Genomic DNA, 14,846 nt, shown 5'->3' on the forward strand with positions numbered 1-14,846 from the left:
GGCTTTTTTTTATTAACGTACGGCGAGTGCAATCCATGCCGACAGTTCCCGCAGTTCTTTTTCCTGCTCCGGGAAATCAACCAGCAGCGCCTCGCACTCTTGTTGTAGCATATCCGCGCGGTACAAACACCCTTGTAGTCGCCCCGCCAGCGCTTCCAGCGGCGCGGGATTGAGGCTGTCGGTAAAGACCTGCGCACGGGTGATATGACCTTTTTCGACGTCGAAATGTAGCTCGACGCCGCCCCAGGTGAAACGCTCGTCCAGCAAATGTGAGAATGCCGGCGCCTGGCCGAAATTCCACTCCCAACTGCTCTGGCGCGCAAAGGTTTCGGCAAAATTCGGCAGATCCGGCGTTTTATCCGGGGATATTACTTCTGCTTCGACGCGCTCGCCGTAATGGGCGAAAAAGGCGTCCGTGACCGCCTGGCAGACCTGTTCATGGGTGATGCCCGGTAATAGCTCGGTAAGATTGGCCACGCGAGAGCGAACGGAGGTAATCCCTTTCGCCGCGAGTTTCTTTTTATCCGGATTCAGATAGTTCGCCAGGCGACTGAGGTCAGCATTCAGCAGCAGCGTACCGTGATGGAAGCCGCGATCTTTGGTTTCGCGATAGGCTGAACCAGAGACTTTGCGATCGCCGTCCGGCGTTTTCACCACCAGATCGTTGCGTCCCGAAGCATCGGCCATAACGCCCAATGAATTCAATGCGTTGAGTACGATAGAGGTAGAGATAGTTTTGTCGTATTCCGGTTTGCCGGCCATAAAGGTAAAGCAGGTATTGCCTAAATCATGAAACACCGCGCCGCCGCCGCTGCTGCGACGAGCGAGCCGCACGTTATCCTCTTCCATACGGCGGGTATTGCACTCTTTCCATGGGTTTTGCGCCCGACCAATCACCACCGTATCGGCGTTACGCCATAAGAACAGAACGCGCTGTGTGGCGGGCATCTGGCGAAATATGCACTCTTCAACCGCCAGGTTAAACCACGGATCGTAAGAGTCTGAGATAAGCAGACGCAGGGTAGTCATAGCGATTTCCTTTTCTTAATCATCTTTATCTTCTTCCTGCACCGGTTTGTTGGCGGTAAGCAGGAACGGCGATTGTTGCCAGCGGGTGCGTTTACCTTGCAGTAAGGTCCGGGTCAGCACCACGCCAATCGCCAGTGACAGGAGCAGCATAAGGCGTAGAATGTTGGTGGTGTTATCCACCTGTTTGGCCTCGGTGGCGAGCGTGTGGGTATCCAGCGTCAGGCGCAGATAGCCCAGTGGACCATTTTTGCCTTGAATGGGTTCGACAATCTGCTGGTTGAAATATCCCCCGGCTTTTTTACCGTCCAGCGCCAGTCGGTCACGAACGTTAACGCTCTCACCGGTACGGGTAATCAGGTCACCCTGTTCATCGTACACGCCCGCATCCAGAATACGGCTACTTTCCGTCAACTGCGTGAGCACTGCTTTAATGCGTTTTTCATCCGGTGTTTCGGTATGCATCAGCGGCGCGACGTTTAATGCGACCTGACGTGCCAACGTACGGGCCAGCTCTTCCAGTTGCGGATTACGTTGTTGCTGGTGGCTTTGACTAAACCAGGATGCGCCCTGCATCAGGGCGACGAGTAGCGCCAGGCAGGACAATACAATCACTGCACGATGTAGTCGGAATTTCAGTTTTGTGCGAGCCATATTCCACCTGCTGAAAATTTGAGACTTAATGTTGCCAGAAGCGCTGGTTACAGGGTAGCCTCATGCGTTATTTTCCCCTGGATGATTCCGACCCGAACGATTTTACAGGAGCTTTAATGCCTAACATTACCTGGTGCGATCTACCTGAAGATGTCTCTCTGTGGCCAGGTCTGCCCCTCTCTTTAAGTGGCGATGAAGTCATGCCGCTGGATTACCACGCGGGCCGTAGTGGCTGGCTGCTGTATGGTCGCGGGCTGGATAAACAACGTCTCACGCAATACCAGAGCAAACTGGGCGCGGCGATGGTGATCGTGGCCGCCTGGTGCGTTGAGGATTATCAGGTGATTCGCCTGGCAGGTTCGTTAACGCCGCGTGCGGCAAAACTGGCGCATGATGCCAAACTGGATGTTGCGCCACTCGGCAAGATTCCACATCTGCGTACGCCGGGTTTGCTGGTGATGGATATGGATTCAACGGCGATCCAGATCGAGTGCATTGATGAAATCGCGAAGCTGGCCGGCACCGGTGAGATGGTTGCCGAAGTTACCGAACGTGCGATGCGCGGTGAGCTGGACTTTACCGCCAGCCTGCGCAGCCGTGTGGCAACGCTGAAAGGTGCGGATGCCAATATTCTGCATCAGGTACGCGAAAATTTACCGCTGATGCCTGGCCTGACTCAACTGGTGTTGAAGCTGGAAACGCTGGGTTGGAAAGTGGCCATCGCCTCCGGTGGGTTTACCTTCTTTGCGGATTATCTGCGTAATAAGTTACGTCTGACGGCGGCTGTAGCAAACGAGCTGGAGATCATGGACGGGAAATTTACCGGCAACGTGATTGGCGACATCGTCGATGCGCAGTACAAAGCCAATACGCTGACCCGTCTGGCGCAAGAGTATGAGATCCCGATGGCGCAGACGGTGGCGATCGGCGACGGCGCGAACGATCTGCCGATGATCAAAACCGCGGGGTTGGGCATTGCGTATCATGCCAAACCCAAAGTGAATGAAAAGACAGAGATTACTATCCGTCACGCCGATCTAATGGGGGTGTTCTGCATTCTCTCCGGCAGCATGAACCAGAAATAGTTTTGATGCCTGATAAGCGTCAGCGTCATCCGGCAACAGCGTTAACGAAAGAGGTAAAACGTGGCAAAAGCTCCAAAACGCGCCTTTGTTTGTAATGAATGCGGGGCCGATTACCCGCGCTGGCAGGGGCAATGTAGCGCCTGCCAGGCCTGGAACACCATTACCGAGGTGCGCCTTGCCGCGTCGCCGACGGTGGCGCGTAACGAGCGGCTCAGCGGCTATGCCGGGAATGCGGGTGTCGCAAAAGTGCAGAAGCTGTCTGACATCAGTCTTGAAGAATTGCCGCGTTTTTCCACCGGATTTAAAGAGTTTGACCGTGTGCTGGGCGGCGGTGTGGTGCCAGGCAGCGCTATTCTGATTGGCGGTAACCCCGGCGCGGGCAAATCGACCCTGTTGCTGCAAACTCTGTGCAGGCTGGCGGAGCAGATGAAAACGCTGTACGTCACTGGCGAAGAGTCGCTACAGCAGGTGGCGATGCGCGCGCATCGGCTTGGCCTGCCGACGGCGAATCTGAACATGCTGTCGGAAACCAGCATCGAACAAATTTGCCTGATTGCCGAAGAAGAACAGCCGAAACTGATGGTGATCGACTCCATTCAGGTGATGCACATGGCGGATATTCAGTCTTCGCCGGGCAGCGTGGCGCAGGTGCGCGAAACGGCCGCTTACCTGACGCGCTTTGCCAAAACGCGTGGCGTGGCAATTGTGATGGTAGGTCATGTGACTAAAGACGGATCGCTGGCGGGGCCAAAAGTGCTGGAGCACTGTATCGACTGCTCGGTGCTGCTCGACGGTGACGCTGATTCCCGCTTTCGTACCCTGCGTAGCCATAAAAACCGCTTTGGCGCGGTGAATGAGCTTGGCGTCTTTGCCATGACCGAGCAGGGCCTGCGTGAAGTCAGCAACCCTTCCGCTATCTTCTTAAGCCGTGGCGATGAAGTTACTTCCGGTAGTTCGGTGATGGTGGTCTGGGAAGGTACGCGTCCGCTGCTGGTAGAGATTCAGGCGCTGGTCGATCACTCAATGATGGCGAACCCGCGTCGCGTGGCGGTCGGCCTGGAACAGAACCGTCTGGCGATTCTGCTGGCGGTGCTGCATCGTCACGGCGGCTTACAGATGGCGGATCAGGACGTGTTCGTCAACGTGGTCGGCGGTGTCAAAGTTACGGAAACCAGCGCCGATCTGGCGCTGCTGCTGGCAATGGTCTCCAGCCTGCGTGACAGACCGCTGCCGCAGGATTTAGTGGTCTTTGGCGAAGTGGGACTGGCAGGCGAGATTCGCCCGGTGCCGAGTGGCCAGGAGCGTATTTCTGAAGCGGCGAAGCATGGTTTCCGTCGGGCGATTGTACCTGCCGCCAACGTCCCGAAAAAAGTGCCGGAAGGGATGCAGGTTTTCGGCGTTAAAAAGCTTGCAGATGCGTTAAGCGTGTTTGACGACTTATAATCCTCTGTATGCAGTGATGTTGTATAATTTGCCGGATGGCGACGCAATGCGTCTTATCCGGCCTACGGATTGATGTTGTAGGCCTGATAAGCGAAGCGCCATCAGGCAGTGTTACGCGATTTTTCCAGCAGGAGGCTCTTGTGTCATCGTTCGACTATCTCAAAACCGCCATAAAGCAAAAGGGCTGTACCCTGCAACAGGTGGCGGATGCCAGTGGCATGACCAAGGGATATTTAAGCCAACTGCTGAATGCCAAAATCAAAAGCCCCAGCGCGCAAAAGCTGGAGGCGTTGCACCGTTTTCTCGGGCTGGAGTTTCCGCGCCAGCAGAAAAATATCGGTGTGGTATTTGGTAAATTTTATCCGCTGCACACCGGCCACATCTATCTGATCCAGCGCGCCTGTAGTCAGGTCGATGAGCTGCATATCATCATGGGGTATGACGATACGCGCGATCGCAGCCTGTTTGAAGACAGCGCCATGTCGCAACAGCCGACGGTGCCCGATCGTTTACGTTGGCTGCTGCAAACATTTAAATATCAGAAAAATATCCGAATTCATGCCTTCAACGAAGAGGGTATGGAGCCGTATCCGCACGGTTGGGACGTGTGGAGCAACGGTATCAAAACGTTTATGCAGGAGAAGGGGATCCAGCCAAACTGGATCTACACCTCTGAAGAGTCAGATGCGCCGCAGTATCTGAAACATCTGGGGATCGAAACGGTGCTGGTGGATCCGAAACGAACGTTTATGAACATCAGTGGCGGGCAAATTCGCGAAAACCCGTTTCGCTATTGGGAGTATATTCCCACCGAAGTGAAACCGTTTTTCGTGCGCACCGTGGCGATCCTCGGCGGGGAGTCGAGCGGAAAATCCACGCTGGTGAACAAGCTCGCCAATATCTTTAACACCACCAGTGCGTGGGAATACGGGCGTGATTACGTCTTCTCCCATTTGGGCGGCGACGAGATGGCGTTGCAGTATTCCGACTACGATAAGATCGCCCTGGGACAAGCGCAATACATTGATTTTGCTGTCAAGTATGCCAATAAAGTGGCGTTCATCGACACCGATTTCGTGACCACTCAGGCATTCTGTAAAAAGTACGAAGGGCGCGAACACCCGTTTGTGCAGGCGCTGATTGATGAGTACCGTTTTGACCTGGTGATCCTGCTGGAAAACAACACTCCATGGGTGGCGGATGGTTTGCGTAGCCTTGGCAGCTCGGTTGACCGAAAAGCGTTTCAGTCGCTGTTGGTCGAGATGCTGCACGAAAACAATATCAATTTCGTGCACGTTCAGGAGCCTGACTACGATGGCCGATTCCTGCGCTGCGTGGAGTTGGTGAAAGAATTGATGGGTGAGCAGGGTTAGGTTTTAATGCCGGATGGCGCCGCGCTTATCCGGCCTGGAAGTCGTACTAACCTCGTAGACCGGATACGGCACTTAACGGTAATTACTTAGAAATACGCTTGTACTTGATACGCTTCGGCTCCAGAGCTTCGGCGCCCAGTGTGCGTTTCTTGTACTCTTCGTATTCGGTAAAGTTACCTTCGAAGAACTCCACTTTACCTTCATCCTGGTAGTCCAGAATATGGGTCGCGATACGGTCGAGGAACCAACGGTCGTGCGAGATAACCATCGCGCAGCCCGGGAATTCCAGCAGGGCGTTTTCCAGCGCGCGCAGGGTTTCAATATCCAGGTCGTTGGTCGGTTCATCGAGCAGCAGCATGTTGCCGCCAACCTGCAGCAGCTTGGCCAGGTGCAGACGACCGCGCTCACCGCCGGACAGTTCGCCCACGCGTTTACCCTGATCCACGCCCTTGAAGTTAAAACGGCCTACGTAAGCACGGCTTGGCATTTCGGTGTTGCCGATCTTCATGATATCCAGCCCGCCGGAAACTTCTTCCCACACGGTTTTGCTGTTATCCATTGCGTCACGGAACTGGTCAACAGAGGCCAGCTTCACGGTTTCGCCCAGCGAGATGGTGCCGCTGTCGGGCTGTTCCTGACCGGACATCATACGGAACAGGGTTGATTTACCCGCGCCGTTCGGACCGATGATGCCGACGATAGCGCCTTTCGGTACAGAGAAGCTCAGATCGTCGATCAGCACGCGATCGCCGTAGGATTTACGCAGATTGCTGACCTCAACGACTTTATCGCCCAGACGAGGTCCAGGTGGAATAAACAGTTCGTTGGTTTCGTTACGCTTCTGGTATTCGGTGTTATTCAGCTCTTCAAAGCGTGCCAGACGGGCTTTGCCCTTAGACTGACGGCCTTTCGCGCCCTGACGCACCCACTCCAGCTCTTTCTCGATAGATTTACGACGAGCGGCTTCCTGAGACGCTTCCTGCGCCAGACGCTGATCTTTCTGCTCCAGCCAGGAGGAGTAGTTGCCTTCCCATGGAATACCTTCGCCGCGGTCCAGCTCCAGAATCCAACCCGCAACATTGTCGAGGAAGTAACGGTCGTGGGTAATCGCCACGACGGTACCTTCGAAGTCGTGCAGGAAGCGTTCCAGCCAGGCGACGGATTCGGCGTCCAGGTGGTTGGTTGGTTCGTCGAGCAGCAGCATGTCTGGTTTTTCCAGCAGCAGGCGGCACAGCGCGACGCGGCGGCGTTCACCACCGGAAAGGTTCTCGATTTTGGCATCCCAGTCCGGCAGACGCAGGGCGTCAGCGGCACGCTCGAGCTGCACGTTCAGGTTATGGCCGTCGTGCGCCTGAATAATCTCTTCAAACTTGCCCTGCTGCGCGGCCAGTTTATCGAAGTCGGCGTCCGGTTCTGCGTACTTGGCATACACTTCATCCAGGCCTTTCAGGGCGTTAACCACTTCGGCCACCGCTTCTTCAACAGACTCACGGACGGTGTGTTCCGGGTTCAGTTTTGGTTCCTGCGGCAGGTAACCGATTTTAATGCCAGGCTGTGGGCGAGCTTCGCCTTCGATTTCGGTATCAATGCCGGCCATGATGCGCAGCAGGGTAGATTTACCCGCGCCGTTCAGACCGAGTACACCGATTTTGGCGCCAGGGAAGAAGCTCAGTGAGATGTTTTTAAGAATATGACGTTTCGGCGGAACGACTTTGCCGACACGATGCATGGTATAAACGAATTGAGCCACGTGGACTTCGCCTCTTTTATAGTGATGAATAGAGTTATCAAAAGCGAAGTGTAGCCTTTTTCATTGCCCAATCCCAGCCAGCAGATCTCACTCGCAACAAAAGTAAAAAAGTGTCCGTGACGTGGCGCATTCTGCAATGTCTGGTTAGCATGAATGAATTAAGCGGCATGATGCTGCACAGACGTAACATGACAAGAGGAAGAGCTTGTGGACAAAGCCAAACAATTTACCTGGCGCCTGCTGGCGGCCAGCGTATGTCTGCTGACGGTCAGTCAAGTGGCGCGAGCCGATTCCCTGGATGAGCAGCGCAATCGCTATGCGCAAATTAAGCAGGCCTGGGACAACCGACAGATGGATGTCGTAGAGCAGATGATGCCCGGCCTGAAGAACTATCCTCTGTATCCCTATCTGGAATATCGTCAGATTACTGACGATCTGATGAATCAGCCGACCATTACCGTCACCAATTTTGTGCGCGCCAACCCGACGCTGCCCCCGGCGCGTACTCTGCAATCGCGTTTTGTGAATGAACTGGCGCGACGGGAAGACTGGCGTGGACTGCTGGCATTCAGCCCGGAAAAACCGGGTACCACGGAAGCGCAATGTAACTATTACTTCGCGAAATGGAGTACCGGACAAACCGAAGAGGCCTGGCAGGGCGCGAAAGATCTGTGGCTGACCGGGAAAAGTCAGCCGAACGCCTGTGACAAATTATTCGGCGTGTGGCGCGCTTCAGGCACTCAGGATCCGCTGGCTTATCTGGAGCGTATTCGTCTGGCGATGAAAGCGGGTAATACCGGGCTGGTTACGGCATTGGCCGGGCAAATGCCTGGGGAGTACCAGACAATTGCGTCGGCGATCATCGCGCTGGCTAACGATCCAAACACCGTAATGACCTTTGCGCGCACCACTGGCGCAACGGATTTCACCCGGCAGATGGCGGCGGTGGCTTTTGCCAGCGTGGCGCGTCAGGATGTCGAAAACGCCCGCCTGATGATCCCCTCTTTGGTGCAGGCGCAGCAGCTAAATGACGAGCAGACTCAGGAGCTGCGCGACATCGTCGCCTGGCGTCTGATGGGCAATGACGTTACCGACGAGCAGGCGAAATGGCGTGATGATGCGATTATGCGCTCAAATTCCACCTCGCTTGTGGAGCGTCGCGTGCGGATGGCGCTGGGAACTGGCGATCGTCGCGGCCTGAATACCTGGCTGGCGCGTCTGCCGATGGACGCTAAAGAAAAAGATGAGTGGCGCTACTGGCAAGCGGATCTGCTGCTGGAGCGCGGACGCGAGGCGGAAGCGAAAGAGATTCTGCATCAACTCATGCAGCAGCGCGGTTTCTACCCGATGGTGGCGGCGCAACGCCTCGGCGAAGAGTACGAGCTGAAGGTGGATAAAGCCCCAGCGAACGTTGACTCTGCGCTGACTCAGGGACCGGAAATGGCGCGCGTACGCGAGCTGATGTACTGGAATCTGGATAATACCGCGCGCAGTGAATGGGCAAATCTGGTCACCAGCCGCACCAAGTCCGAGCAGGCGCAGCTGGCGCGCTACGCGTTTAACAATCATTGGTGGGATCTGAGCGTACAGGCGACGATCGCCGGTAAACTATGGGATCATCTGGAAGAGCGCTTCCCGCTGGCCTATAAAGATCTGTTTACCCGCTATACCAGTGGGAAAGATATTCCGCCAAGTTATGCGATGGCGATCGCGCGTCAGGAAAGCGCCTGGAACCCGAAAGTGAAATCGCCGGTTGGCGCCAGTGGGCTGATGCAGATTATGCCGGGCACCGCGACGCACACGGTGAAAATGTTCTCGATTCCGGGTTACAGTAGTCCGAGTCAACTGCTGGATCCTGATACCAACATCAACATTGGCACCAGCTATTTGCAGTATGTTTATCAGCAATTCGGTAATAACCGCATTTTTGCATCGGCGGCCTATAACGCCGGACCGGGGCGTGTGCGCACCTGGCTGGGCAATAGCGCAGGTCGGATCGATGCCGTGGCGTTTGTCGAAAGCATTCCGTTCTCAGAGACGCGTGGTTATGTGAAGAACGTGCTGGCTTACGATGCGTACTATCGTTATTTCCTTGGCGATAAACCGGAGCTGATGAGCGACGCAGAATGGCAACGTCGTTACTGATCGTATCGGTTGTGTTATGCTATCGTACTCGTTAAAGAGTACAAAAGGGGGAGGCAAGCACGCTTCTCCCACAACGATGGCGATATCTTATGACTCAGCAATCACCCTATTCAGCAGAGATGGCAGAACAGCGTCACCAGGAGTGGTTACGTTTTGTCGACTTACTTAAACACGCCTATGAGCAAGATTTACATCTGCCGCTACTCAATTTGATGTTGACGCCGGATGAACGCGAAGCGTTGGGCACGCGCGTGCGTATCATTGAAGAGCTGTTGCGCGGCGAGATGAGCCAGCGCGAGCTGAAAAATGAGCTTGGGGCGGGCATCGCCACCATTACGCGCGGTTCAAACAGCCTGAAATCCGCGCCGGTGGATCTGCGCCAGTGGCTGGAGCAGGTACTGCTGAAAAGCGTCTGATTTGCTCGTAGGCCTGATAAGCACAGCGCCATCAGGCCTACAACATAGCGCAAATAATTATCGATACACCGCGTTATGAAACGGGCTTAACGCCAGAATCACCGCCTGATGGTAAACGCTTGAGCGCGTCAGCTTACCCGCGGTAAACACGCCAATCGCGCCCTCTTTACGACCAATCTCATCAATACCTGTGTACTGCGACATCACCGGGCCAAGCGCTTCCCCCTGGCGGACTCTGTCGAGAATGACGGCGGGCAGCGGCAGCGTGGCCGATCGCGCTTCACCGCGCTGAACGCCGTTATCAATCACCACCCAACTGAAGGTGGCGTCATCGTCAATTCCGGCTTCAATGGCTACCCAGAAATCAGCTTGTGGATGCAGGCGTCGCGCATTATCCACGCGATTTCGTGCGCCAGTGCGCGTTTCCTGGCTTCCAAAAGGCTGTTCCGGTACGCCGCTCTCGACGGCGACGGGTTCGATATGGCAGGATCCTTCCCCGAAAATCTCTTCAAATGCCCGGAGAATTGCCTGAATTTTGGCAGGATTGGTGGTAGCAGAGATAACCTTGTGCATAATAAAGCTCAGTTTGAAAATTCATCGCATCGCAGTATAACGGAAAAAAAGCATGTTACAGGTATACCTTGTTCGCCATGGTGAAACGCAGTGGAACGCCGAGCGACGTATTCAAGGCCAGTCAGACAGCCCACTGACCGCTAAAGGTGAGCAGCAGGCCATGCAGGTTGGTGAACGCGCCCGCTCGTTGGGTATTACGCATGTCATCAGTAGTGATTTAGGTCGTACACGACGCACAGCAGAAATCATCGCTCAGGCTTGTGGTTGTGATATCACTTATGACTCCCGGCTACGAGAACTGAATATGGGCGTGCTGGAAAAACGCCATATCGACACGCTGACGCCAGAAGAAGAGGGCTGGCGTCGCCAGTTGGTGAACGGTACGGTTGATGGGCGTATTCCGGAAGGGGAATCGATGCAGGAGCTGAGCGATCGCGTCAACGCGGCGCTAGCAGCCTGCCTGGACCTTCCGCAGGGGAGCCGCCCACTGTTGGTGAGCCACGGTATCGCGCTGGGCTGCCTGGTGAGTACGATTCTGGGATTGCCGGCATGGGCTGAACGTCGCTTGCGTCTGCGCAATTGCTCAATTTCCCGCGTTGATTACCAGGAAAGTTTATGGCTTGCGCCGGGATGGGTGGTTGAAACGGCAGGGGACATCTCACATCTGGACGCCCCTGCGTTGGATGAGCTGCAGCGTTAGCGGCGAATCGGTATCAGGAATTCGCAGCGCAGGTTGATCGGGCGATCTCCCGCTTTGGCATCTTCTGCCGGGTAGTATCGCTCGATATCCTGTCCTTTACGGCGGGTCAGGTTTAGCATCGGCATGCAGGTGCCATACACCGTCAGGATAAACTCCTGTACGCCGGTTCCCAGCCCTTCATAGGTAAACATCACGTACTCGCCGCCCTGTAGCAGGATAGGCTGCGCCGCCGGTACATAGCCATTGGCTTGTTCCGGCGTCAGTGCCGTGGTGTAAAACACTTCCTGTTCGTCATCCTTTTCAATGCTCGGACGCGTTTCATTCAGCCCGTACAGCACCGGCGGGATTGAAGGCGCATGGCCAAGGAAATCGCGCCAGAACTGAATACGCATTTCATGACGGAAATCTGAAATCTGTTCCAGCGAGCAGGAATAACTTTGCGTGGTGCCCAGCAGTTGCGTATCTTCCAGCGTCACAAACTCGTGCGCAGGCATAGCAAATTCACCGAGTCGCATTGGCGGGCGAATACCAAAAGCGCTCCATTCCGGCGAGCGGCGATACAGCGCTGGCGTCTGAGAAAACTGTTTCTTGAACGCGCGGGTAAAGGTTTGTTGAGAGTCGAAGCGGTATTGCAGGGCAATATCCAAAATAGGGCGCGCAGTCAGGCGAAGCGCCACTGCGGATTTCGATAAACGACGGGCGCGGATATAGGCGCCAATAGCATGGCCCGTCACGTCCTTAAACATTCTCTGCAGGTGCCACTTGGAATAGCCTGCTTTTGCCGCCACATTGTCAAGCGACAAAGGCTGATCCAGATGACCTTCCAGCCAGATTAATAGGTCGCGAATAATGCCAGCCTGATCCATAAAATATCCTCATCCTTTCAACAACGAGTACCTGACGTCAGGTATGAGGATAATAGCATTTTTTGTTGTTTTATCATTCAGTGTTTTTTTTGCTCATAAATGCTTTTTTTGGACATTCGAAAGCGTGATTATTGTAATCCTGTGATCTGTATACGTTTTATCTTAGAATGTCGAATAATTACCCAGAGTAACTTTTAAGAATGGTAACAATATGAAATATAAGAGCTTAGCCATTTCCTCAATTTTGCTGATGTTGGCGCAAGTCGCCCATGCGGAGCAGATTGGATCTGTCGATACGGTGTTCAAAATGTTTGGGCCGGACCATAAAATTGTGGTCGAGGCGTTTGACGATCCGGATGTGACCAATGTGACCTGCTACGTGAGTCGTGCCAAGACCGGCGGCATCAAAGGTGGGTTGGGGCTGGCTGAAGATACCTCTGATGCCGCCATCTCCTGCCAGCAGGTAGGACCGGTGGAACTGAGCGACAGAATCAAGAACGGTAAAGCACAAGGCGAAGTGGTGTTTAAAAAACGGACCTCGCTGGTGTTTAAGTCCTTACAGGTCGTACGTTTTTATGACGCAAAACGTAATGCGCTGGCTTATCTGGCCTATTCAGATAAAGTGGTTGATGGATCGCCCAAAAATGCCATCAGCGCTGTGCCCATTATGCCGTGGCGGCAATAACAAGGAAACAAAATGCAACAGCCGTTGATCTGGTTGGTTGAGGATGAGCAGGGCATCGCGGATACGCTTATCTATATGCTGCAACAGGAAGGTTTTAGGGTAGAAGCGTTCGAGCGCGGGCTACCGGTGCTGGAAAATGCGCGCCAGAGATTCCCCGATGCGATAATTCTGGACGTCGGCCTACCGGATATCAGCGGTTTTGAACTGTGTCGACGTTTACTTGAACGCCATCCGGCATTGCCGATCCTCTTTCTCACCGCGCGCAGCGATGAAGTGGACCGTCTGCTGGGGCTGGAAATCGGCGCGGATGATTATGTTGCCAAACCCTTCTCGCCGCGTGAGGTGTGCGCCCGCGTACGTACACTGCTGCGGCGGGTGCAAAAATTCGCCTCTCCTTCCTCAACGACGCGCTGCGGGGATTTTGAGCTTAATGAGCTGGCCGCGCAGATTACCTGGTTCGGTATACCGTTAACTCTGACGCGCTATGAATTCCTGTTGCTGAAAACACTGCTGATGTCGCCGGGGCGCATTTACTCTCGCCAGCAATTGATGGATTTAGTCTGGGCCGATGCGCAGGACACCTTCGACAGAACGGTCGATACCCACATCAAAACGCTGCGCGCCAAGCTGCGGGCCATCAACCCCGAGTTTTCCCCTATTAATACGCATCGCGGTATGGGATACAGCCTGAGGAGCGTCTGATGCGCATTGGTATGCGTTTGCTGCTCGGCTATTTCCTGATTGTCGCCGTTGCCGCCTGGTTTGTGTTGTCGATCTTTGTGCAGGAAATTAAGCCTGGCGTCCGCCGGGCGACTGAAGGCACATTGATTGATACCGCCACGTTGCTGGCTGCGCTGGCGCGTGATGATTTACTCTCTGACGCTCCCGCCAACGGTAAGCTGGCGCAAGCATTTTCCCAACTGCATAACCGCCCATTCCGTGCCAATATCAGCGGCATTAACAAAGTGCGTAATGAATACCATGTCTATATGACGGACGCGCAGGGTAAGGTGCTGTTTGATTCCGCTAACCAAGCGGTCGGCCAGGACTATTCCCGTTGGAATGACGTGTGGTTAACGTTGCGTGGGCAGTATGGCGCCCGCAGTACGTTGCAAAATCCGAACGATCCGGAAAGTTCGGTAATGTACGTTGCCGCGCCGATCGTTGACGGCGGGCGTATTATCGGGGTGCTTAGCGTTGGCAAACCCAATGCGGCGATGGCGCCGGTGATTAAACGCAGTGAACGGCGGATGCTGTGGGCCAGCGCGGTATTGCTGGGGATCGCCTTAGTGATTGGCGCGGGGATGGTATGGTGGATCAACCGTTCTATTGCCCGACTGGCGCGCTATGCCGATTCCGTTACTGAGAATCGCCCCGTCCCACTACCTGATTTAGGCAGCAGCGAGCTACGTAAACTGGCGCAGGCGCTGGAAAGTATGCGTCTGAAGCTGGAGGGCAAGAATTATATTGAGCAGTACGTTTATGCGTTAACGCATGAACTCAAAAGTCCGCTGGCGGCCATTCGCGGCGCGGCGGAAATTTTGCGCGAAGGCCCGCCGCCGAACGTGGTGGCGCGTTTTACCGATAATATTCTGGTACAAAATGCGCGCATGCAGGCGCTGGTTGAAACCTTGTTACGCCAGGCGCGCCTGGAGAATCGCCAGGACATTACGTTGAGGCCGGTGGCGGTAGATGCGCTGTTTGCCCAGCTCAAAGAGGCCCGGAGCGTGCAACTGGCGGCAAAAAACATCACGCTGACCATTATGCCTTCATCGCTTAGCGTTGATGCCGATCCCGCGCTGCTGGAGCAGGCATTGGGGAATTTGCTCGACAACGCTATCGACTTTACGCCACAGGACGGGACGATTGTGCTGAGTGCGCATCAGCACGAAGAGCAGATCATATTGCAGGTTACCGACAGCGGCAGCGGGATCCCTGATTTTGCGTTGCCGCGTATTTTTGAACGCTTCTACTCGCTGCCCCGTGAAAATGGGCTTAAGAGCAGCGGATTGGGACTGGCGTTTGTCAGTGAGGTTGCGCGACTGCATGCAGGCTCGGTGACCTTACGCAATCGACCGGAAGGTGGGGCACAGGCTTCGTTTACGCTTCACCGTCACTTCACATAACTTC

The 14,846-nt window shown here is 54.8% G+C and carries 14 protein-coding genes; 9 read left to right on the forward strand and 5 right to left on the reverse strand.

From position 1 onward, the window contains the following. Positions 1-12 precede the first annotated feature (12 nt). Positions 13-1,029 carry a lipoate--protein ligase gene (gene lplA, locus FDX14_RS24730; RefSeq protein WP_042312508.1) on the reverse strand — a complete coding sequence of 339 codons (1,017 nt, stop codon included), beginning with the start codon at positions 1,027-1,029 and terminating at the stop codon, positions 13-15. A gap of 15 nt (positions 1,030-1,044) precedes the next feature. Further along, a complete protein-coding gene (locus tag FDX14_RS24735; RefSeq protein WP_038637011.1) occupies positions 1,045-1,680 on the reverse strand; it encodes a YtjB family periplasmic protein in 636 nt (211 codons plus the stop codon). A 116-nt stretch (positions 1,681-1,796) separates the two neighbouring features. Here FDX14_RS24735 and serB point away from each other — a divergent pair, with 116 nt between their 5' ends. The 3 genes from serB (at position 1,797) to nadR (ending at position 5,581) form a co-directional block, all read left to right on the forward strand. Beyond that, complete coding sequence (serB, locus tag FDX14_RS24740; RefSeq protein ID WP_038637014.1) at positions 1,797-2,765, forward strand: phosphoserine phosphatase; 969 nt, start codon at positions 1,797-1,799, stop codon at positions 2,763-2,765. Positions 2,766-2,825: 60 nt separating this feature from the next. Next, positions 2,826-4,208, forward strand: coding sequence for a DNA repair protein RadA (gene radA / locus FDX14_RS24745; protein ID WP_001728171.1), 1,383 nt, complete (start codon positions 2,826-2,828; stop codon positions 4,206-4,208). A 140-nt stretch (positions 4,209-4,348) separates the two neighbouring features. Next, on the forward strand, positions 4,349-5,581 hold the full coding sequence (gene nadR, locus FDX14_RS24750; RefSeq protein ID WP_137350435.1) for a multifunctional transcriptional regulator/nicotinamide-nucleotide adenylyltransferase/ribosylnicotinamide kinase NadR: 1,233 nt from the start codon (positions 4,349-4,351) through the stop codon (positions 5,579-5,581). A gap of 82 nt (positions 5,582-5,663) precedes the next feature. On the opposite strand, the gene ettA is transcribed toward nadR, so the two are convergent. Then, on the reverse strand, positions 5,664-7,331 hold the full coding sequence (gene ettA / locus FDX14_RS24755) for an energy-dependent translational throttle protein EttA (RefSeq protein ID WP_137350436.1): 1,668 nt from the start codon (positions 7,329-7,331) through the stop codon (positions 5,664-5,666). A 207-nt stretch (positions 7,332-7,538) separates the two neighbouring features. Between ettA and sltY the strand changes: the two genes are divergently transcribed. Next, positions 7,539-9,476, forward strand: coding sequence for a murein transglycosylase (sltY, locus tag FDX14_RS24760; protein ID WP_061382876.1), 1,938 nt, complete (start codon positions 7,539-7,541; stop codon positions 9,474-9,476). An 89-nt stretch (positions 9,477-9,565) separates the two neighbouring features. Next, a complete protein-coding gene (gene trpR, locus FDX14_RS24765; protein ID WP_032934222.1) occupies positions 9,566-9,892 on the forward strand; it encodes a trp operon repressor in 327 nt (108 codons plus the stop codon). 57 nt (positions 9,893-9,949) lie between these two features. Here trpR and yjjX read toward each other — a convergent pair whose 3' ends face one another. Continuing rightward, positions 9,950-10,465, reverse strand: a complete 516-nt coding sequence (gene yjjX, locus FDX14_RS24770) for an inosine/xanthosine triphosphatase (protein WP_042312503.1) — start codon at positions 10,463-10,465, stop codon at positions 9,950-9,952. Between the two features lie 52 nt (positions 10,466-10,517). Here yjjX and gpmB point away from each other — a divergent pair, with 52 nt between their 5' ends. Beyond that, entirely contained in the window at positions 10,518-11,165 is a 648-nt protein-coding gene (gene gpmB, locus FDX14_RS24775) for a 2,3-diphosphoglycerate-dependent phosphoglycerate mutase GpmB (RefSeq protein ID WP_006686609.1), read from the forward strand. On the opposite strand, the gene robA is transcribed toward gpmB, so the two are convergent. Next, positions 11,162-12,031, reverse strand: coding sequence for an MDR efflux pump AcrAB transcriptional activator RobA (robA, locus tag FDX14_RS24780; protein ID WP_061382877.1), 870 nt, complete (start codon positions 12,029-12,031; stop codon positions 11,162-11,164). The two genes, gpmB and robA, sit on opposite strands and share 4 nt — an antisense overlap. Positions 12,032-12,242: 211 nt before the next feature. On the opposite strand from robA, the gene creA reads away from it, so the two are divergent. Genes creA through creC form a run of 3 tightly spaced genes read left to right on the forward strand, consistent with a single transcriptional unit; the run spans position 12,243 to position 14,842 of the window. Further along, positions 12,243-12,716 carry a protein CreA gene (gene creA, locus FDX14_RS24785; protein ID WP_038637033.1) on the forward strand — a complete coding sequence of 158 codons (474 nt, stop codon included), beginning with the start codon at positions 12,243-12,245 and terminating at the stop codon, positions 12,714-12,716. 12 nt (positions 12,717-12,728) lie between these two features. Beyond that, positions 12,729-13,418, forward strand: a complete 690-nt coding sequence (gene creB / locus FDX14_RS24790; RefSeq protein WP_137350437.1) for a two-component system response regulator CreB — start codon at positions 12,729-12,731, stop codon at positions 13,416-13,418. Next, positions 13,418-14,842 (forward strand): two-component system sensor histidine kinase CreC, encoded by a 1,425-nt coding sequence (gene creC / locus FDX14_RS24795; RefSeq protein WP_137350438.1) that lies wholly within the window; start codon positions 13,418-13,420, stop codon positions 14,840-14,842. Before creB ends, creC begins: the two co-directional genes overlap by 1 nt. The last annotated feature ends 4 nt before the right edge of the window (positions 14,843-14,846 follow it).

Source organism: Citrobacter sp. wls710, from assembly GCF_005281115.1.
In the GTDB taxonomy this organism is placed as follows: Bacteria; Pseudomonadota; Gammaproteobacteria; order Enterobacterales; family Enterobacteriaceae; genus Citrobacter; species Citrobacter werkmanii.

Excerpts from the sequence above, each read along its gene's own strand:
- creA (WP_038637033.1), top strand. The coding sequence starts at position 12,243 with ATGAAATATAAGAGCTTAGCCATTTCCTCAATTTTGCTGATGTTGGCG.
- lplA (WP_042312508.1), bottom strand. The coding sequence starts at position 1,029 with ATGACTACCCTGCGTCTGCTTATCTCAGACTCTTACGATCCGTGGTTT.
- serB (WP_038637014.1), top strand. The coding sequence starts at position 1,797 with ATGCCTAACATTACCTGGTGCGATCTACCTGAAGATGTCTCTCTGTGG.
- yjjX (WP_042312503.1), bottom strand. The coding sequence starts at position 10,465 with ATGCACAAGGTTATCTCTGCTACCACCAATCCTGCCAAAATTCAGGCA.
- gpmB (WP_006686609.1), top strand. The coding sequence starts at position 10,518 with ATGTTACAGGTATACCTTGTTCGCCATGGTGAAACGCAGTGGAACGCC.
- robA (WP_061382877.1), bottom strand. The coding sequence starts at position 12,031 with ATGGATCAGGCTGGCATTATTCGCGACCTATTAATCTGGCTGGAAGGT.
- creB (WP_137350437.1), top strand. The coding sequence starts at position 12,729 with ATGCAACAGCCGTTGATCTGGTTGGTTGAGGATGAGCAGGGCATCGCG.
- FDX14_RS24735 (WP_038637011.1), bottom strand. The coding sequence starts at position 1,680 with ATGGCTCGCACAAAACTGAAATTCCGACTACATCGTGCAGTGATTGTA.
- trpR (WP_032934222.1), top strand. The coding sequence starts at position 9,566 with ATGACTCAGCAATCACCCTATTCAGCAGAGATGGCAGAACAGCGTCAC.
- creC (WP_137350438.1), top strand. The coding sequence starts at position 13,418 with ATGCGCATTGGTATGCGTTTGCTGCTCGGCTATTTCCTGATTGTCGCC.